This window comes from Allobrachymonas chironomi DSM 19884, assembly GCF_000374625.1.
Classification (GTDB): Bacteria; Pseudomonadota; Gammaproteobacteria; order Burkholderiales; family Burkholderiaceae_C; genus Brachymonas; species Brachymonas chironomi.
The window spans coordinates 150936-169634 of record NZ_KB894767.1 but is presented as its reverse complement, the minus strand read 5'-3'; the positions used below and the strand labels follow the sequence as shown (position 1 = coordinate 169634).

At 63.4% G+C, this 18699-nt stretch carries 19 protein-coding genes; 11 read left to right on the top strand and 8 right to left on the bottom strand.

The features are described 5' to 3' along the window. Positions 1-13 precede the first annotated feature (13 nt). Positions 14-940, bottom strand: coding sequence for an ABC transporter ATP-binding protein (locus C513_RS0105825; RefSeq protein ID WP_018715097.1), 927 nt, complete (start codon positions 938-940; stop codon positions 14-16). Positions 941-1019: 79 nt separating this feature from the next. Beyond that, positions 1020-2117: an iron-sulfur cluster carrier protein ApbC gene (gene apbC / locus C513_RS0105820; protein WP_018715096.1), complete on the bottom strand. Its 1098-nt coding sequence runs from the start codon at positions 2115-2117 to the stop codon at positions 1020-1022. Between the two features lie 177 nt (positions 2118-2294). Between apbC and metG the strand changes: the two genes are divergently transcribed. The 3 genes from metG to C513_RS0105805 all read left to right on the top strand — a co-directional run bounded on the left by metG (position 2295) and on the right by C513_RS0105805 (position 8024). After that, the gene (metG, locus tag C513_RS0105815; protein ID WP_018715095.1) at positions 2295-4433 is read left to right on the top strand and encodes a methionine--tRNA ligase; all 2139 of its coding nucleotides are present in this window, start codon (positions 2295-2297) and stop codon (positions 4431-4433) included. A 38-nt stretch (positions 4434-4471) separates the two neighbouring features. Then, positions 4472-6199, top strand: coding sequence for a SulP family inorganic anion transporter (locus C513_RS0105810; protein WP_018715094.1), 1728 nt, complete (start codon positions 4472-4474; stop codon positions 6197-6199). 88 nt (positions 6200-6287) lie between these two features. Continuing rightward, entirely contained in the window at positions 6288-8024 is a 1737-nt protein-coding gene (locus C513_RS0105805; protein WP_018715093.1) for a SulP family inorganic anion transporter, read from the top strand. Between the two features lie 21 nt (positions 8025-8045). Here C513_RS0105805 and bamE read toward each other — a convergent pair whose 3' ends face one another. Beyond that, entirely contained in the window at positions 8046-8576 is a 531-nt protein-coding gene (gene bamE / locus C513_RS0105800) for an outer membrane protein assembly factor BamE domain-containing protein (protein ID WP_018715092.1), read from the bottom strand. 117 nt (positions 8577-8693) lie between these two features. Here bamE and C513_RS0105795 point away from each other — a divergent pair, with 117 nt between their 5' ends. Together C513_RS0105795 and C513_RS0105790 are read left to right on the top strand one after the other, a co-directional pair. Beyond that, positions 8694-8900 (top strand): DUF3460 family protein, encoded by a 207-nt coding sequence (locus C513_RS0105795; RefSeq protein ID WP_018715091.1) that lies wholly within the window; start codon positions 8694-8696, stop codon positions 8898-8900. 35 nt (positions 8901-8935) lie between these two features. Further along, a complete protein-coding gene (locus C513_RS0105790; protein ID WP_026320597.1) occupies positions 8936-9787 on the top strand; it encodes a segregation and condensation protein A in 852 nt (283 codons plus the stop codon). 9 nt (positions 9788-9796) lie between these two features. Here C513_RS0105790 and C513_RS0105785 read toward each other — a convergent pair whose 3' ends face one another. From C513_RS0105785 to C513_RS0105770, 4 genes are all read right to left on the bottom strand, one after another. Then, positions 9797-10825: an NAD(P)H-dependent glycerol-3-phosphate dehydrogenase gene (locus tag C513_RS0105785; RefSeq protein ID WP_018715089.1), complete on the bottom strand. Its 1029-nt coding sequence runs from the start codon at positions 10823-10825 to the stop codon at positions 9797-9799. A 97-nt stretch (positions 10826-10922) separates the two neighbouring features. Next, positions 10923-11378, bottom strand: coding sequence for a protein-export chaperone SecB (gene secB, locus C513_RS0105780; protein WP_026320596.1), 456 nt, complete (start codon positions 11376-11378; stop codon positions 10923-10925). An 81-nt stretch (positions 11379-11459) separates the two neighbouring features. Beyond that, positions 11460-11717, bottom strand: coding sequence for a glutaredoxin 3 (gene grxC / locus C513_RS0105775; protein ID WP_018715087.1), 258 nt, complete (start codon positions 11715-11717; stop codon positions 11460-11462). Between the two features lie 57 nt (positions 11718-11774). Continuing rightward, on the bottom strand, positions 11775-12167 hold the full coding sequence (locus C513_RS0105770; protein WP_018715086.1) for a rhodanese-like domain-containing protein: 393 nt from the start codon (positions 12165-12167) through the stop codon (positions 11775-11777). Between the two features lie 146 nt (positions 12168-12313). Here C513_RS0105770 and gpmA point away from each other — a divergent pair, with 146 nt between their 5' ends. From gpmA to C513_RS0105750, 4 genes are all read left to right on the top strand, one after another. After that, the gene (gene gpmA, locus C513_RS0105765) at positions 12314-13048 is read left to right on the top strand and encodes a 2,3-diphosphoglycerate-dependent phosphoglycerate mutase (RefSeq protein WP_018715085.1); all 735 of its coding nucleotides are present in this window, start codon (positions 12314-12316) and stop codon (positions 13046-13048) included. Positions 13049-13213: 165 nt separating this feature from the next. After that, positions 13214-14716: a S41 family peptidase gene (locus C513_RS0105760; RefSeq protein ID WP_018715084.1), complete on the top strand. Its 1503-nt coding sequence runs from the start codon at positions 13214-13216 to the stop codon at positions 14714-14716. Positions 14717-14724: 8 nt separating this feature from the next. After that, complete coding sequence (locus tag C513_RS0105755; protein WP_018715083.1) at positions 14725-15501, top strand: HesA/MoeB/ThiF family protein; 777 nt, start codon at positions 14725-14727, stop codon at positions 15499-15501. Positions 15502-15639: 138 nt separating this feature from the next. Beyond that, positions 15640-16011 carry a response regulator transcription factor gene (locus C513_RS0105750; protein ID WP_018715082.1) on the top strand — a complete coding sequence of 124 codons (372 nt, stop codon included), beginning with the start codon at positions 15640-15642 and terminating at the stop codon, positions 16009-16011. 46 nt (positions 16012-16057) lie between these two features. Here C513_RS0105750 and C513_RS0105745 read toward each other — a convergent pair whose 3' ends face one another. Then, a complete protein-coding gene (locus C513_RS0105745; protein ID WP_018715081.1) occupies positions 16058-16690 on the bottom strand; it encodes a response regulator in 633 nt (210 codons plus the stop codon). A 122-nt stretch (positions 16691-16812) separates the two neighbouring features. Between C513_RS0105745 and C513_RS0105740 the strand changes: the two genes are divergently transcribed. Both C513_RS0105740 and C513_RS0105735 read left to right on the top strand, forming a co-directional pair. Continuing rightward, positions 16813-18171 (top strand): sensor histidine kinase, encoded by a 1359-nt coding sequence (locus tag C513_RS0105740; protein ID WP_018715080.1) that lies wholly within the window; start codon positions 16813-16815, stop codon positions 18169-18171. A gap of 99 nt (positions 18172-18270) precedes the next feature. Then, positions 18271-18642: an ElaB/YgaM/YqjD family protein gene (locus C513_RS0105735; RefSeq protein ID WP_018715079.1), complete on the top strand. Its 372-nt coding sequence runs from the start codon at positions 18271-18273 to the stop codon at positions 18640-18642. Positions 18643-18699: the final 57 nt, after the last annotated feature.

The following is an 18699-nucleotide window of genomic DNA, read 5'->3' as shown; positions in this document are numbered from 1 at the left end:
ATCTGATCGTTGTTCATGTGCGCACCTCCGCGCCCTTGCCCTGCATCAGGGTGATGAACACGTCTTCCAGATCCGCCTTGCGGATCTCGATGTCTTCCACGCGCACACCGGCAGTACGCAGGCTGCCCAGATAGTGCTCGATCTCGTCCGGGGTCTGCGCCGGCAGCTCGACCATGCGCCCGGTCACGCGCGCCCTGGCGGCCAGCGCTGGCGGCAGCGGATTGTCGGTCTTGAAGTGCAGCACGCTGGCACTGGCACCGGCCAGCAGCGTGCTGGTCTTTTCCAGCGCCAGCAGCTTGCCCTGCTTCAGCATGGCAATGCGGTGGCAGAGCGCCTCGGCTTCTTCCAGATAGTGGGTGGTCAGCAGCACGGTATGACCCAGGCGGTTCAGTTCGGAAACGAATTTCCACAAGGTCTGGCGCAGTTCGACGTCCACCCCCGCGGTAGGCTCGTCCAGCACGATCACCGGCGGCTTGTGCACCAGCGCCTGCGCCACCAGCACACGGCGCTTCATGCCGCCCGAGAGCTGGCGCATATTGGATGCGGCCTTGTCTGCCAGCCCCAGGCTATGCAGCAATTCATCGATCCAGGCATCGTTGTCACGCATGCCGAAATAACCGGACTGGAAACGCAGGGCTTCGCGCACCGTGAAAAACGGGTCGAATACCAGTTCCTGCGGCACGATGCCCAGGTGACGGCGTGCCTGGATGTAGTCGGTGCGCACATCGTGGCCGTGCACCCGGATGGTACCCTTGCTGGCATGCGCCAGCCCGGCCAGGATGGAAATCAGCGTGGTTTTGCCCGCGCCGTTGGGACCCAGCAGGCCGAAGAATTCGCCGTGCTGGATATCGAAACTGACGTTATCGAGCGCATGCACTGCGGGCGCATTGCCGCGGCGCGGATAAGTCTTGGTCAGGGATTGGATGGATATGGCAGACATGAACCCGACATTCTAGCTTTTGCCAACCTTTTGTGCCACGTCCGGTGGCAAAGCCCGCAGCGCACGCGGCTGTCCCGCATCAGCTGTTGTGCGACACCTTGATGGTGGGGAACTTGTGGCTGTAATCCTTGCCGCGACCGGCTACCAGACAGCTCACCTGACGCGCAATGTGGCGGTAAATGCCGGCCGCCTCGCTGTCCGGTGCCGACACCACGGTCGGGTTGCCACTGTCCGCCTGTTCACGGATATGCATAGCCAGCGGCAGCCCGCCCAGGTAGCGCATGCCCTGCTGTTCGGCCAGGCGCTTGCCGCCTTCGTGGCCAAAGATGTGTTCGGCATGACCGCACTGGCTGCACACGTGCATGGCCATGTTTTCCACCACGCCCAGAATCGGCACGCCGACCTTCTGGAACATGTCGATGCCCTTCTTCACGTCGATCAGCGCGATGTCCTGCGGCGTCGTCACCATCACGGCACCGGTCACCGGCACGCGCTGGCTCAGAGACAGCTGGATATCGCCAGTGCCGGGTGGCATGTCCACCACCAGGTAGTCCAGCTCGTCGTCCGGGCGGCCCCAGTTGGTCTGGTACAGCAGCTGGTCCAGCGCCTGCGAGGCCATCGGGCCGCGCCAGACCATGGCCTGGTCTTCGCCCACCAGAAAGCCGATCGACATCAGGCGCACGCCATGCGATTCCAGCGGCTCCATGCTCTTGTTGTCCAGCGATTGCGGGCGGCCGTGGACGCCCATCATGGTCGGTACGCTCGGGCCGTAGATGTCGGCATCGAGCAGGCCGACGCGTGCGCCTTCGGCGGCCAGCGCCAGCGCCAGGTTGGATGCCGTCGTGCTCTTGCCCACGCCCCCCTTGCCGGAAGCCACCGCCACCACGTTCTTCACGCCCTTGATCAGCTGCAGGCCGGACTGCACCACATGGGCGATCACGCGCGTGCCGATGTCGACCTGCACCGTGCGCACATCGGGCAGCGCGGCAGCGGCCTGCTGCAGCTCGGCGCGGATACGCTCGTGCTGGCTGGCCGCCGGATAGCCCATTTCCAGTGTGAAGCTCAGCGAGCCGCTGGTCCAGACCAGGTTCTTGATCGTCTTCTCGGTTGCCAGCGGCTGGCCCAGTTCATCGGTCACGCCGGCCAGGGCCTGCAGCAGGGAAGCAGGAATCGTCATCGGAAATACCTCTTGCATGTGATGTCAGGAATGCCGGCAAGTGTAGCGAATGGCGAGTGTCCGTTGTCGGGCACGGTCTTGTCGCTGCACCGGAATGACAGCCGCCAGTAGAATGATGCTTTCTGCTGCAGTCCCGCACTGCCGGCAAGTCTTGTCATTACCCGATTTTCCCGTCCCATGTCGCGCAAACTGTTTGTCACCACCGCCCTGCCCTATGCCAATGGCACTTTCCACATCGGTCACATCATGGAGTACATCCAGGCCGATATCTGGGTGCGTTTCCAGCGCATGCAGGGCCACGATGTCCGCTTTGTCGGTGCCGACGATGCCCACGGCGCGCCCATCATGATCGCCGCCGAAAAGGCCGGCAAGACGCCGCAGCAGTTCGTGGCCGATATCGCCGCTGGCCGCAAGCAGTACCTGGATGGCTTCCACATCAGCCACGACCACTGGTACAGCACCGACAGCCCGGAAAACACCGAACTGGCGCAATCCATCTACCGTGACCTGAAGCAGTCCGGCCTGATCGAATCGCGCACCATCGAGCAGTTCTACGATCCCGACAAGGGCATGTTCCTGCCCGACCGCTTCATCAAGGGCGAATGCCCCAAGTGCCACGCCAAGGATCAGTACGGCGACAACTGCGAGGTCTGCGGCGCCGTCTACAGCCCGACCGAGCTGATCGAACCCTACTCCGCGCTGTCCGGTGCCAGACCCGAGCTGCGCCAGAGCGAGCACTTCTTCTTTACCCTGTCCGATCCGCGCGCGATCGCCTTCCTGCAGGAGTGGACGGCCAGCCGCAACCGCCATGGCGTGCCCCACGTGCAGCCCGAGGTGCTGAACAAGATCCGCGAATGGTTCCAGCCGGACGAATCCGGCAAGGCCCAGCTGGGCGACTGGGACATCTCGCGCGATGCGCCCTATTTCGGCATCGAGATTCCCGATGCGCCGGGCAAGTACTTCTACGTCTGGCTGGACGCCCCGGTCGGTTACCTGGCCAGCCTGAAGAACCTGCTGAGCTTGCAGGGCGTCGATTACGAAGGCTACGTCAACGACCCGGATCTGGAGCAGTACCACTTCATCGGCAAGGACATCATCACCTTCCACACCCTGTTCTGGCCGGCCATGCTGCACTTCAGCGGCCGCAAGACGCCCGATGCCATTTTCGTGCACGGCTTCCTGACCGTGAACAACGGCGAAAAAATGAGCAAGAGCCGCGGCACCGGCCTGGACCCACTCAAGTACCTGAGCCTGAAGATGAACCCCGAGTGGCTGCGCTACTACCTGGCGGCCAAACTCAACGGCCGCAACGAGGACATCGACTTCAATGCCGACGACTTCATGGCCCGCGTCAACGCCGACCTGATCGGCAAGTTCGTCAACATCGCCTCGCGCTCGGCCGGCTTCCTGAACAAGCGCTTTGCCGGCAAACTGGGTAGCCTGGACGACCAGGGCAGCGCCCTGCTGGCCGAGTTGCAGCAGGCCGGTGACAGCATTGCCGCGCTGTACGAAGCGCGCGATTACGCCCGTGCCGTGCGCGACATCATGGCGCTGGCCGACAAGGTCAACGTCTATGTCGACCAGCACAAGCCCTGGGAACTGGCCAAGCAGGAAGGCCAGGAGCAACGCCTGCACCAGGTCTGCACACTGTGCATCGAAGCCTTCCGCGTGCTCACCATCTACCTCAAGCCGATCCTGCCGCAGCTGGCCGCGCAAGTCGCCCACCTGCTGATCCTGCCGCCGGAGAACTTTGCCGATGCCGCCCGCGCCCTGGGCGAAGGCCACCAGATGGACGAATTCAGGCATCTGATGCAGCGCGTCGACGCCAAGCAGCTCGACGCCCTGTTCGAGCCGCCCGCAGATGCCGCTCCGGCCAAGGCCCCCGAGAAAAAGGCAGCCAAAAAGGCGGCTGCACCGGTCGTCGACCCCAACGCGCCCGGCGGCGAACCGGTCGCCCCGGTGATCGGCATCGAGGACTTTGCCAAGGTGGATCTGCGCATCGCGAAGATCCTGGACTGCCAGCCGGTGGAAGGCTCGACCAAGCTGCTGCAGCTCACGCTCGATGCCGGCGAGAAGGACGAGGCCGGCCAGCCAAAGACACGCAACGTGTTCAGCGGCATCGCCAGCATGTACCAGCCCGAGCAGCTGGTGGGCAAGCTCACCGTGCTGGTCGCCAACCTGGCACCGCGCAAGATGAAGTTCGGTCTCAGCGAAGGCATGGTGCTGGCCGCCAGCCACGCTGATGAGGCCGCGCACCCCGGCATCTACGTGCTGGAGCCCTTCCCCGGCGCACAACCGGGCATGCGCATCCATTGACCAGCTAGCCATCCGCAGCCCGTTTCCGGAGGCCCGACATGCAGCTGCCCGAATCCATCCTCATGTTCAAGCCCAGCATCCTGCAAGCGATGCGCGGCTATAACCGGGAGCGATTCATCAAGGACGTTACCGCCGGCATCACCGTGGGCGTGGTGGCCCTGCCGCTGGCCATGGCGTTTGCCATTGCCAGCGGACTGACGCCGCAAACCGGCATCTTCACCGCCATCATTGCCGGTTTTCTGGTGGCCCTGTTTGGCGGCAGCAAGGTACAGATCGGCGGCCCGGCCGGGGCCTTCATCGTCATCGTCTATGGCATCGTCGAACGCTATGGTGTGCCCAGCCTGATCATTGCCACCGCCATGTCGGGCGTGCTGCTGTTCCTGATGGGTCTGTTCCGCATGGGGACGCTGGTACGCTTCATTCCGGTGGCGGTCGTTATCGGTTTCACCAACGGCATTGCGGTGCTGATCGGCCTGTCGCAGCTCAAGGATGTCCTCGGCCTGGATATTCCCAAGATGCCAGCCGATTTCTTCGGTGTGCTATCCACACTCTGGGCCCACCTGCACACCTTCAACCCCTACGCGCTGGCGCTATCGGTCGGCTCGCTGCTGGTCATCATCGTGTGGCAGAAACTCCTGCCGGCGCTCGGGCCCAGCAAGCAGGTGCTGAACGGCAAGCTCACCATCATCCCCGGCTCCATCGTGGCGCTAATCCTGGGCAGCGTGATCGTCACCACACTGCAGCTGCCGGTCGAGACCATTGGCGGCCGCTTTGGCGGCATTCCTGCCGAACTGCCGGCCTTCGTGCTACCCGCCATCGACTGGGACACGGCGCGCTTCCTGTTCATTCCGGCACTGACGCTGGCCATTCTGGGCGCCATTGAATCACTGTTGTGCGCGCGCGTGGCCGACGGCATGACCGATGAGCGCCACGACCCCAACCAGGAGCTGATGGCGCAGGGCACGGCCAACTTCATCACCCCCTTCTTTGGCGGCATGCCGGCCACAGGCACGATTGCCCGTACTGTCACCAACATCAAGAGCGGCGCCAGCAGCCCGGTTGCCGGCATGGTGCATGCGCTGGTCCTGCTGCTGATCGTGCTGGTGGCCGCACCGCTGGCGGCGCTGGTGCCGCTGCCCACGCTGGCTGCAGTACTCATGTTCGTGGCCTGGAACATGGGCGAATGGCGCGAATTCGCCCATTTGCGCGATTACCGTCTGCCCTACCGCCTGACGCTGCTGGCGGTGTTCTTCCTCACCGTGGTATTCGACCTGACGGTGGCGGTCGAGGTCGGTCTGGTAGCGGCCTGCCTGACCTTCATCTACCGCATTTCCAGCCTGTCACGCTCGGAACAGGTGACGCCGGCCAACGCAGCTCCGGCACCGCCGGTCGTGCTCTCCACCCCCTGGGACCCGCAGCAGCTGCGGGCCTGGCGCCTGCACGGCGCGCTGTTCTTCGGTGCCGTCAAGCTGCTGGAAGACATCGAGCGCCAGCTGCCGCGCCAGGTTGCCATCCTGGATCTGGAGCACGTGATCTACCTCGACTCCTCCGGCGCCGAAGAGCTGCTGCACCTGATCCGCAGCGCCCACAAGCGCGGCGTGACCCTGATCCTGTGCGGCATCACCGAACAGCCGCTGGACATGGTACGCCGCATGCGCCTGCTCCATCAGCCCGGCGTGCTGCACGAACCGGATCTCGCCAGCGCCCTGGCACGTGCCCAGACTTTGCTGCCCCTTGTCCCAGCCGGAGCCCCGCCCGCCGCCTGAACGCCGCCCCAGGCCCCGCCACCGCGCCTCCCGCGCGATTCCCGAACCGACCACCAGCCCCGCCCCGGCTGGCCCCATAGCTTGCCGCATGCGACGACTGCCCACCTCGATCCTGATCTTCAAGCCCAGCATCCTGCGCTCGCTGCAGGGCTACAACCGCTCGCGCCTGGCGCATGATGCCACCGCCGGCATCACCGTGGGCCTGATGACGCTGCCGGTCGCCCTGGCCTTTGCCATTGCCAGCGGCCTGCCACCGGGGACCGGACTGGTCACTGCCATCATCGCCGGTTTCCTGATCGCGCTGTTCAGCGGTTGCCGCATCCAGATCGGCGGCCCGTCCAGCGCCTTCATCGTCATCGTCTACGGCATCGTTGAACGCTACGGCATTCCCAACCTGCTGATTGCGACCCTGATGTCCGGCATCATGCTGTTCCTGATGGGCTTGTTCAAGCTCGGCACGCTGGTACGCTTCATCCCGGTGGCGGTGGTCATCGGCTTTACCAACGGCATTGCAGCGCTCATCATCCTGTCGCAGTTGCGCGATTTCCTCGGTCTGCGCATCGAGAAGATGCCGGGCAACTTCTTCGGCATCGTGTCGACGCTGGGCAACCACCTGCACACCATCAACTACTACGCCCTGGGCCTGGCGCTGGTGACATCGCTGGTGCTGCTGGGCTGGCAGCGCCTGATGCCGGCGCTCGGGCCGGACCAGCCCAGCGCCCGCGGCAAACTGACCATCATCCCCGGAACCATCATCGCCCTGGTGGTGGGCAGCCTGGCCACCACCTTGCTGCAGCTGCCGGTCGATACCATCGGCACACGCTTTGGCGGCATTCCGGCCCACCTGCCCAGTCTCAGCATCCCCAGCATGGACTGGGAAACGGCGCGCTTCCTGTTCATGCCGGCGCTGACGCTGACCATTCTGTGCGCCATCGAATCGCTGCTGTGCGCGCGCGTGGCCGACAACCTGCTGGATGAGCGCCACAACCCCAACCAGGAACTGATGGCACAGGGCACGGCCAACTTCATCACGCCGCTGTTTGGCGGCATGCCGGCAGCCGGAACCATTTCGCGCACCTATACCAACTTCCGCAGCGGTGCCACCAGTCCGATTGCCGGCATGGTGCATGCACTGGCGCTGGCGCTGATCGTGCTGGTGGCTGCCCCGCTGGCGGCCAATATTCCGCTGCCCACGCTGGCCGCCATCATGATGTTCACCGCCTGGAACATCGGCCAGTGGCGCGAATTCTCCCGCCTGCGCAGCTACCGCATGCCCTACCGCATCACGCTGCTGGCGGTGTTCCTGCTGACCGTGGTGTTTGACCTCACGGTAGCGGTCGAGGTCGGCCTGGTAGCCACCTGTCTGACCTTCATCTACCGCATTTCCAGCCTGTCCTATGCCGATACCATCGAGCCCGGCCAGTACCAGGACATTCCGCGCTGGGATCCGGGTGACATGCAGGTGCGACAGCTGCACGGTGCACTGTTCTTCGGCGCGGTCAAGCTGATCCAGGATCTGGAAAAACAGCTGCCCCGCCGCGTGATCGTGCTGGATCTGGACGGTGTGCTCTACCTCGACAGCTCGGGGGCCGACGAGCTGCTGCACCTGGCCAAGGTCTGCCACAGCCGCGGCATCACGCTGATCCTGTGCGGCATCAAGCGCCAGCCGCAGGATATGGTGCAGCGCGTGCAGCTGCTGCAGCGGCAAGGCGTACGGCACGCCAGCAAGCTGCACGATGCCCTGCAGCAGGCCACCGCCCTGCTGCCGGCCTCGTCCCTCGGGGCTGCCGATCCGGAGCCTGAAGCCACGCCGGCACAGGCCTGATCAGTTCAGGCCCGACACGGCTCAGGACTTGTCCGGGCTGTGCGGATCCATCGGATCGTCGGTAATGGCAGTGGACAGCACACGCAGGTCGCGGTCAAAGGTCACCACGAACTGGTTGCTCAGCGCATTGCCTTCGCGGAAACGCCAGATATAGACTGTCTCGCCCTTGATCGGGTAAGTCGTCTGCTTGGCCGGCTTGCCCAGCATGCGGCGCACATCTTCCATCATCATGCCCGGCTGCACCTTGTCGAAATTGACGCGCGTCAGCACCTGGCGCAGCGCCGACACCTTGCCATCCGGACCCACGCTGATCATGTAGTTCACCACGCCTTGCGGCTGGCGGTTGTACTCCAGAATGCGCTCGCCATCCGGGCCATCCCACACGTTCTCCGGCTGCCCCCACTTGGCGTACACCTCGTTCTCGGTGGTAAAGCCCTCTTCGGTGGTGGTGATGCGTTCGTTGTCACAGCCCTGCAGCAGCAGCACGCTGCACAGGGTGGCTGCCGCAGCACCCAGCCACCAGCCACGGGAAGAACGGAACGGAAAACGCATGTCAGACACTCCTTCAGATGGACGCAAGGCCCGATAGCCCGCAAGCGCTGCGGGAAACGCTAAAATACAGGATATTGCGCATTGTTGCGCGCCTCATTTTCTCTGGATTGTCGCATCATGTATCTGTTCCGCCGCCCTGACTACCGCTCCGACGCCACCGAGTTCATCAACGCCCTGAAAAAGCAGAACCCCGAACTCGAAGCCCAGCAACGACATGGCCGCTCCCTGCTGTGGGACCGCGAGCAGGATCCGGAAATCCGTGCCCAGTACGAAGCCGGCCGCGTTGCGCAAAAGCCTTACGTCTACGGCACCAACGCCGACTGATCCCCGCGGCGGCCCGCTGGTCGCCCACCCCTGGCGTGAGTACCCCGCTATCCAACGCGGGTCAGGTAAGCCTTGACCCTGAACTGCAGCTTCCCGATGTCATCGACCACGTGGCCGTGGCACGGCTGTACGGCGAGCCGCTGTTTTCCGTTCCGCAGGATCTCTACATCCCACCCGATGCCCTCGAGATCTTCCTCGAAGCCTTCGAGGGCCCGCTGGACTTGCTGCTCTACCTGATCCGCAAGCAGAACTTCAATATCCTCGACATTCCCATGGCCGCTGTCACGCGCCAGTATCTGGAATATGTCGATGAAATCCGCAGCCGCAACCTCGAACTGGCCGCCGAATACCTGCTCATGGCCGCGATGCTGATCGAGATCAAGTCGCGCATGCTGCTGCCGCCGCGCAAGAGCGCCGACGGCGAAGAAGCCGAAGACCCGCGTGCCGAATTAGTACGCCGCCTGCAGGAATACGAGCGCATCAAGCTGGCAGCCGCACAGCTGGCCACGCTGCCGCAATACGGCCGCGATTTCTTCCGTGCCCATGGCCATGTCGAGCAATCGCTGCAGCCACGCTTTCCCGATGTCCATCTGGATGATCTGCGTCAGGCCTGGGCCGACATCCTCAAGCGCGCCCGGCTGGTGCAGCACCACCGCATCGGCCGCGAACACCTCAGCGTACGCGAGCACATGAGCCAGGTGCTCAAGCGGCTGCAGGGCCGCCGCTTCCTGGAGTTTGGCGAACTGTTCGATCCCTCGCGTGGCGTACCGGTACTGGTCGTCACCTTCGTCGCCCTGCTGGAACTGGCCAAGGAAGGCCTGGTCGACATCACCCAGGGCGAGGCCTTTGCGCCGATCTACGTGCGCCTGGCCTTTACCCCCAGCTGAATCCGCCTGTTATCCGTGCTCGGTCTTGGCGTCGCGCTCCATCAGGAAGCGCGCGGCACGCTCGGCGTCGATACTGCCATCAAGCAGGCCCACCACGCAGCGCGTAATCGGCATGTCCACTCCCAGCGTGCGTGCACGTGCCAGCACCGTGTGCGCACTGTATGCCCCTTCGGCCACATGGCCCAGGCTTTGCACGGCCTGTTCGGCACGCATGCCCTGCGCCAGCAGCAGGCCGACCTTGCGGTTGCGGCTCAGCTCGCCAGTCGCCGTCAGTACCAGATCGCCCATGCCGCTCAAGCCCATGAAGGTCGCCGGCTGCGCCCCCATGGCGACGCCCAGCCGCGTCATTTCGGCCAGACCACGTGTCAGCAGCGCCGCACGCGCATTCAGGCCCGGCACGCTGCGACCGGGTTGCTGCAACTCGCGCAGGCCATCAAGCACGCCGGTGGCAATCGCCAGCACGTTCTTGACAGCTCCGCCCACTTCCACGCCAATCCAGTCCTGGCTGCGGTAGACGCGCAAGGTGCTGTTGTGCAGTGTCTCCACCACGCGCTCACACACGCCCTCGTTCGGACTCGCCACCACCAGCGCGGTGGCCTGCAGATGCGCCACCTCCTGGGCAAAGCTCGGCCCGCTCAGCACGCCGGCCTGCAGTTCCGGCGCCACTTCGGCCATTACCTCATGCGGCAGCAGGCCAAAGCCCGCTCCCGGCTGCACCTGCTCGAACCCTTTGCACAGCCAGACCAGCGGCACCTGGCAGCCGCGCAATTGCAGCAGCTGCTCACGCAGCGCCGCCGTCGGCGTTGCCACGATCACCAGATCGTGCTCTTGCAGCGCGGCCACCGTGGCCTGCCCGCCATGCACACGCAGCGCTGGCGGCAAGGCAATGCCCGGCAGGTAGCGCGTGTTCACGCCTTCGCTGCGCATGGCATCGGCATGCGCCGGCTGGCGCGTCCACAGATCGACGCTGTGGCCTTGTGCTGCGCTGATGGCGACCGCTGTGCCCCACGCGCCGGCACCCAGGACGGCAATCTTCATTCCTTTCTCCCGAAACGCCGTCACGGACGACGCAGAAACAGTTCAGGGCGCCGCAGCGCCCCGAACCACATGGAACACCGGCTTGCGCCGGTAGCCATTATTGCACCTGCGGCTGCTCGGCCGCTTCGGCCAGCTGGTGCTCGTACATGGCCTGGAAGTTGATCTCGGCCAGATGCACGGGCGGGAAGCCGGCGCGCTGGATCAGGTCAGCCACATTGCCACGCAGATAGGGGTAGATGATTTGCGGGCAGGCCACGCCGAGCACGCCACCCATCTGCTCTTCGGGCAGGTTGCGGATCTCGAAGATGCCGGCCTGACGCGCCTCGATCATGAACACGGTGCGGTTTTCCAGCTTGGTATGCACATTGGCGGTCACCACCACTTCGTAGATGCCGTCAGCCACCTGTTCGCTGCCCACGCTGAGCTGGATGTCCACGCCAGGAGCCACCTGCTCCAGCAGGATGGCGGGCGAGTTGGGCTGCTCCAGCGATGCTTCCTTCAGGTACATGCGCTGAATGCTGAATACGGGATCTTGGTTATCGGTTTCTGCCATGGTCATCTGCCTTGCGGTTACGGTAAAAAAACATTATCGCAGCTGTTCAGGACATATCTGCGACAACGATGAGGGCGGGCATCAGCCCTGCAGCAGAGCCTCGAGCTTGCCTTCGCGGTCCAGGGCGACCAGATCGTCGCAGCCACCCACGTGGTGATCGCCGATATAAATCTGCGGCACTGTGCGGCGACCGGTGCGCTCGATCATCTGCTTGCGCAGCTCACGATCCTGGTCGATACGGATTTCGTTCAGTTCGGTCACGCCGCGTTCATCCAGCAGCATCTTGGCACGGATGCAGTACGGGCAGTACGGCGTGGTGTAAATGGTGACGGGTTGCATCTTCTTGTTCTCGTAAAAGCGATACCGGCTGCCACCGGGCTGCCGGCACCGGGGGTCTCAGGCCTTGGCCGTCTGCAGCGGCATGTTGGCCGCCTTCCAGCTGCGCATGCCGCCAGCCACATTGTGGCACTCCTCGTAGCCCATCTTGCGGGCCACGGCAGCAGCACGGCCGGAGCGCATGCCGGTGGAGCAGATGAACAGCACCGGGGTCTTCTTGTTCTTGACCACCTGCGGCAGCTTGTCGGCCAGCTCGGCCAGTGGCACATGCTTGGACTGGGCGATGCGTTCTGCAGCGTATTCGGCCGCGTCGCGCACATCGACCATCACGGCCTTCTCGCGGTTCATTTTCTGCACCGCATCGGCCACCGTCAGGCCGGCCTGGGCACCGCCACCATTCTTCGCCTGCCAGATCAGCATGCCGCCAGACAGCAGTGCAACCAGGATCAGCATCCAGTTATTCAGCAAAAAATCCACGTAAAACCTCTTTTGGGAGTTAATTGTGTCCATGGGACAAGGATGGATTCTAGAATAGCAGATTGCCCCGTGCGTAACGCGCACGGAAAAGTCCCTGTTCCCCCAGTATTGTGAGCACTGACATGTACAAACTCGTCCTGATCCGCCACGGCGAATCCACCTGGAACCTCGAAAACCGTTTTACCGGCTGGACCGATGTCGACCTGACCGACACCGGCGTGCAGCAGGCCCAGCAGGCCGGCAAGCTGCTGCGTGAGAACGGCTACGAATTCGACCTGGCCTACACCAGCGTGCTCAAGCGCGCCATCCACACGCTGTGGCACTGCCTGGACGCCATGGACTGCCAGTGGCTGCCCACCATCAAGTCCTGGCGCCTGAACGAGCGCCACTATGGCGGCCTGCAGGGCCTCAACAAGGCCGAAACCGCACAGAAATATGGCGACGAGCAGGTGCTGGTCTGGCGCCGCAGCTACGATACGCCGCCGCCGTCCCTGGCTGCCGACGATCCGCGCAGCGAACGCGATGACCGCCGCTACGCCGGCGTCGAGGTACCGCTGACCGAGTGCCTGAAAGACACCGTGGCCCGTGTGCTGCCGTTCTGGAACGATTCCATTGCGCCCGCCATCACCTCCGGCAAGCGCGTCGTGATCGCGGCCCACGGCAACTCCATCCGCGCCCTGATCAAGTACCTGGACGACATCTCCGAAACCGATATCGTCGGCCTGAACATCCCCAACGGCATTCCGCTGGTCTACGAACTGGACGCCAACCTGAAGCCGATCCGCCACCATTACCTGGGCGACTCCGCCGCTGCCGAAGCGGCTGCCAAGGCCGTGGCCGCGCAAGGCAAGCAATAAGCCGCTGCCCCCTGCCACCGGGCATGCCCGCCTGACGATGCGTTACAACTGTCGGCGAGTGCATGCCCGTGTGGTTTTTATGCAGCGTGTATAGTGGATGCCGTTGACTGACAAGCCTCCTGTCGGTCCTGCAAGCAAAACATTCCCCTACAGGAGAGGGCATACATGGGTTCCAAGTTGAAAGCGGCAGGCTGGGTATCGGCCGGCATCCTGGCAGGTGCCATGGCCACCGTTTCGGTACAGTCGCTGGCGCGTGGCACGACTGATCCGCTGCCACTCGAAGAGCTGCAGCAGCTGGCTGCCGTCTTCGGCATGGTCAAGAACAGCTATGTGGAGCCCGTTGATGACAAGAAGCTGATCACCGATGCCATCTCCGGCATGGTGTCCGGCCTGGATCCGCACTCCCAGTACTACGACAAGAAGGCCTACAAGGAATTCCGCGAAAGCACCTCCGGCAAGTTCGTCGGTGTCGGCATCGAAATCACGCAGGAAGACGGCCTGATCAAGGTCGTCTCCCCGATTGAAGGCTCCCCGGCCGACAAGGCCGGCATCCTGGCCGGTGACATGATCACCCGCGTGGACGACAAGGCGGTACGCGGCATGTCACTCAGCGACGCGGTCAAGCGCATGCGCGGCCAGGTCAACACCAAGGTGGTGCTGACAGTCTGGCGCAAGTCCGAGAGCCGCACCTTCCCGGTCACCATCACGCGTGCCGAAATCCGTACGCAATCCGTGCGCAGCAAGATGATCGAGCCCGGCTACGGCTGGGTGCGCCTGACGCAGTTCCAGGAACGCACCGTGCCCGACTTCGTGCGCAAGGTCAACGAACTCTACGCTGCCGACCCCAACCTCAAGGGCCTGGTACTGGATCTGCGCAATGACCCGGGTGGCCTGCTCGATGCCGCCATCGCCATCTCTGCGGCCTTCCTGCCCCAGGGCAAGGTCATCGTCAGCACCAAGGGACAGATTCCCGAAAGCAACCAGACCTACCGCGCCGTGCCGCAGGACTATGTGCGCACGCTGACCGCCGGCGATCCGCTGAAGGATCTGCCCGAAGCCCTGAAGAAGGTGCCACTGGTGGTGCTGGTGAACGAAGGCTCGGCCTCGGCCAGCGAAATCGTGGCCGGTGCGCTGCAGGACTACAAGCGCGCCACCATCATGGGCAGCCAGACCTTTGGCAAGGGCTCGGTGCAAACCGTGCGTCCGCTGGGCCCGGACACCGCCCTGAAGATCACCACCGCCCGCTATTACACCCCCACCGGCAAGGCGATCCAGGCCACCGGCATCGTGCCCGATGTGATGGTCGATGAATCGGCCGAAGGCACGCGTTATGCCGCCCTGCGCACCCGCGAAGCCGATCTGGACCACCACATCAGCAACGGCCAGTCCAGTACCGACAAGCTGGATCCGGCGGCCGAAAAGGCACGCGAGGAAGCACGCGACGAGGCCCTGAAACAGCTCGAGGCGGATTCGAAGAAAAACCCCGAGGAGCTGCGCCTGCCCGAATATGGCAGCGAGAAGGACTTCCCGCTGATCCAGGCACTGAACCAGCTCAAGGGCCAGCCGGTCCAGGTCAGCAAGACACAGAAAGTGCGCGAACCTGAAGAAAACAGCGAATCCTCCGGCAACGACAGCGCCAAGCCTGCCAGCAAACCCGCCTCGCGCTGATTCCGGCCATGGATGACAGCCAACTGCTGCGCTATTCGCGCCATATCCTGCTGCCCGAAATCGACGTGGACGGACAGCAGAAGCTGCTGGACGCGCATGTCGTGATCATTGGTGCCGGTGGCCTCGGCTCACCGGCTGCCCTCTACCTGGCGAGCGCCGGCGTCGGCCGCATCACCCTGGTGGATCACGATACGGTGGACCTGACCAACCTGCAGCGCCAGATCGCCCACACCGAACAGCGCGTCGGCATGGAAAAGACGCTGTCGGTGCGCCAGGCCTTGCAACAGGTCAACTCCACCATCGACATCCGTGCGCTGCACCAGCGCGCCGATGCCGCCCTGCTCAACGGACTGGCTGCCGAAGCCGACGTGATGCTGGACTGCACCGACAACTTTGCCACGCGCCAACTGGTCAACCAGGCCTGTGTTGCCCAGGGCACGCATCTGGTCTGGGGCGCAGCCATCCGTTTCCAGGCACAGCTCGGCGTGCGCGCCGCGCACGATGCCGACAGCCCATGCTATGCCTGCACCTTTGACCCGGCCCACCCGCCGGAAGAGGAACGTTGTGCCACCATGGGGGTCTTCGCGCCTATCGTCGGCATAGTCGGCTGCATCCAGGCCGCCGAAGCCCTCAAGCTGCTGCTCGGCATGCATGACAGCGAACTGCACCGCGCCATGCTGCTGGTAGATGCCTTGCGCATGTCCTTCATGCCGATCGGCCTGCAGCGTCGCCCGACCTGTCCGGTATGTGCTGCAGAAATGCCACAGGCTGTCGGAAAGGTCTGACATGCCAAGGGTCGCAACGCTGGCATACTTTCTTCCTTGCGAAGGTGATCATGGTGCCCATGGACAAGCCCTTCTTGTCCAGCCCAATACCTCAGCACCATGCCCGAACCTTGTTTGCCGTACCAACCCGAGATAGCCGTGGGACTCAAAATCTTCATCGTCGAAGACAATCCCGTCATTCGTGACAACCTGGTCGATACCCTCGAAGAGCTGGCCTCTGTCGAGACCGTCGGCATGGCCGAAACCGAACAGGAAGGCGTCGACTGGCTGCACCAGCACCTGCCCGAATGGGATGTCGCCATCGTCGACCTGTTTCTCAAGGAGGGTAGCGGTCTTGGCGTGCTCGAAGCCTGCAAGGATCGCCCGATCGACAAGAAAATGGTGGTGTTCAGCAACTACGCCAACGAAGACGTGCGCGAACGCTGCCACCACCTGGGGGTGGACCGTTTCTTTGACAAGTCCAAGGAAATCGATGCGCTGATCGAATACTTTGTCGAGATTTCGACCTGAATGTGGCCGCAGACTGGCGCTGCCGCGCCACGCCATGCGGCGGCCTTCAGTCGATCAGCCGGTTTTTCAGCGCGTAATAGGTCAAATCACTGTTGGTATTGAGGTTCATCTTTTCCATCAGACGCGTGCGGTAGGTACTCACCGTCTTCACGCTCAGCGACAATTCCTCGGCGATATCGCTGGCCGTCACGCCCTTGGCCAGCTTCAGGAACACCTGGAACTCGCGCTCGGACAGCTGCTCGTGCGGCAGGCCGTCACCGGACTTGCCCAGCTGCTGTGCCAGCAGATCCGCCACACTGGCACTGATATAGCGCTTGCCGGTGGCAATCGTGCGAATCGCCGTCACGATTTCGTCCGGTTCGCACTCCTTGTTCAGGAAGCCGCTGGCGCCCTGACGAATCAGGTTGGTCGCGTAATGCTCCTCCGGATAGCCGCTGAGGATCAGCACGCCCAGATCCGGAGCCTTGGCGCGGATCATGCCCAGCGCATCCATGCCACTCTGCTCCGGCATCGACAAGTCCATCACCAGCACATCCAGCTCTTCCTGGCGCACCAGATCGATGGCTTCACGGCCACTGGCAGCCTCACCCACGACGCGCAAATCCACCTGTTCGGAAAAAAACTGGCGCAAGCCTGCACGAACAATCGCGTGGTCGTCTACGATACCTACCTTGATCATGATCCAAGAACTCCCTGCCGATACGCTGCTGCGATGGCCATGCGTGAAGGCAGCACCTGCTCCCCTCTTCTGACGCGATGTTAACCCGAGACTCCAGCGGCAACTGGACCCCCAGTCCGCGCATGCGAAAAATTCTCACCGTCCTGGTGTTGCTGTCCTGTATCGGCATGCTGATACTGAACGAGATGTCCTATCGCAGCAACCTGGCCGCGTTTCGCGATGCCACCCACGCCGAACGCAGCAACCTGGTCATCACCAACCTGCTGCTGGGCGTGACCAATGCCGAATCCAGCCAGCGCAGCTTCATGCTCACCGGCGACAAAGAGTTCCACAACGACTTCATTGCCTACATGATCCATGTGGACAAACAGCTCGCCAGCATCGAGTCGCTGATTGCCGAAACGCCCCAGCCCGGGGCCGATGCCGGCTACATCAGCACACTCAAGGGCATGCAGAACCTGGTCGGGCTGATCCGCGACAAGAAGTCGCTGATGCAGGGCACACTCGACAAGTATCTGGCCGGTGACACCCAGCCCTGGGTGCGCATCACGACTATCCCGCACAAGAAACGCGTGATGACGCAAATCCGTGCCCAGGGCATGCAGCTGATCAGCTTCAACACCCTGCGCATCCAGCGTTTCGAAAACCGCATGCAGGATGCCCTGACCACCACCCGCATCACCATGGGCAGCGCCATCCTGCTGGTGATTGCCCTGTTTCTGCTGCTCTGGCGCGAAACCAACAAGCACCAGGATTTCGAGGCCAGCTCGCGCCAGCAGCTGGCCGACGAGCGCAACAAGCTGGATCACATGGTGCAGGAACGCACTTCCAGCCTCCGCAAGCTGGCCGCCAACCTGCAGCAGGTACGCGAGAACGAGCGTGCCCGCCTGTCACGCGAGTTGCACGACGAACTGGGCGCCCTGCTGACCGCCGCCAAGCTCGATGTGGCGCGCCTGAAATCGCGCATCAACCAGCTGCCCGATAGTGGTGAACTGTCGGGGCGCATCCAGCACCTGACCGATACGCTGAACCAGGGCATCGCCCTGAAGCGCCGCATCATCGAGGACCTGTCGCCTTCTGCACTGAGCAATCTGGGCCTGATTCCGGCCCTGGAAATCCAGGCGCGCGAATACGCTGACAAGAGCGGCCTGAAAGTCGTCACGCATTTCGATCCGGTCACGATGGGCAAGGACAAGGCGCTGACGGTCTACCGCCTGATCCAGGAAGCCCTGACCAACATCACCAAATACGCCAGGGCCAGCGAAGTCCGCATCACGCTGACAGACGAGGGGGAAATGGCGCGCATCCTGGTGGAAGACAACGGTATCGGCTTTGAGCCGGACCACCTGCCACCGGGTTCGCACGGTCTGGCCGGCATGAGTTACCGCGTGGAAACCCAGCAGGGCAGCATCCAGATCGACTCCGCTCCGGGTCAGGGCTCGCGCATCTCGGCGCGGCTGCCGCAGGATCGCCCGGCCTAGTCCTACACGTCTTGTCACGGCCCGACTACGCTTGAACTCACGGATACAGGTACCATATACATATCGACAAGCCCATTTCCCTCACTTAAGGAGACTTCGATGGAAAACAACCTGCAACACTCTGCCGAGAAGCTGATCGACGACGCTGCAAACACCACCCAGGAAGCTGCTGACAAGACCCTGCGTACTGCCAGCAATGTGCTGGATTCCGCCAGCGAGCGCCTGACCGCTGCCCGCTCGCGTGCAGGTGAAGCTATCGACAGCCTGAACCAGCGTGCCCACGAGTACGCCCGCGTTGGCCTGGAAAAGGCTGGCGAGACACGTGATCGCGCCAAGCGCCAGGTCCAGCATGCTGCTGACGTCACCAGCCACTACGTGGAAGAGCAGCCGCTGAGGTCCGTGGCCATCGCCGCTGGCGTGGGTGCCCTGACGGCTGCCGTTCTGCTGATGCTGCGTGGCCGCGACCGCTGATCCGGCTTGCAGACTGCCGTGAAGAGCAAGCCCGTCCGCTGATGGGCTGACACCTCC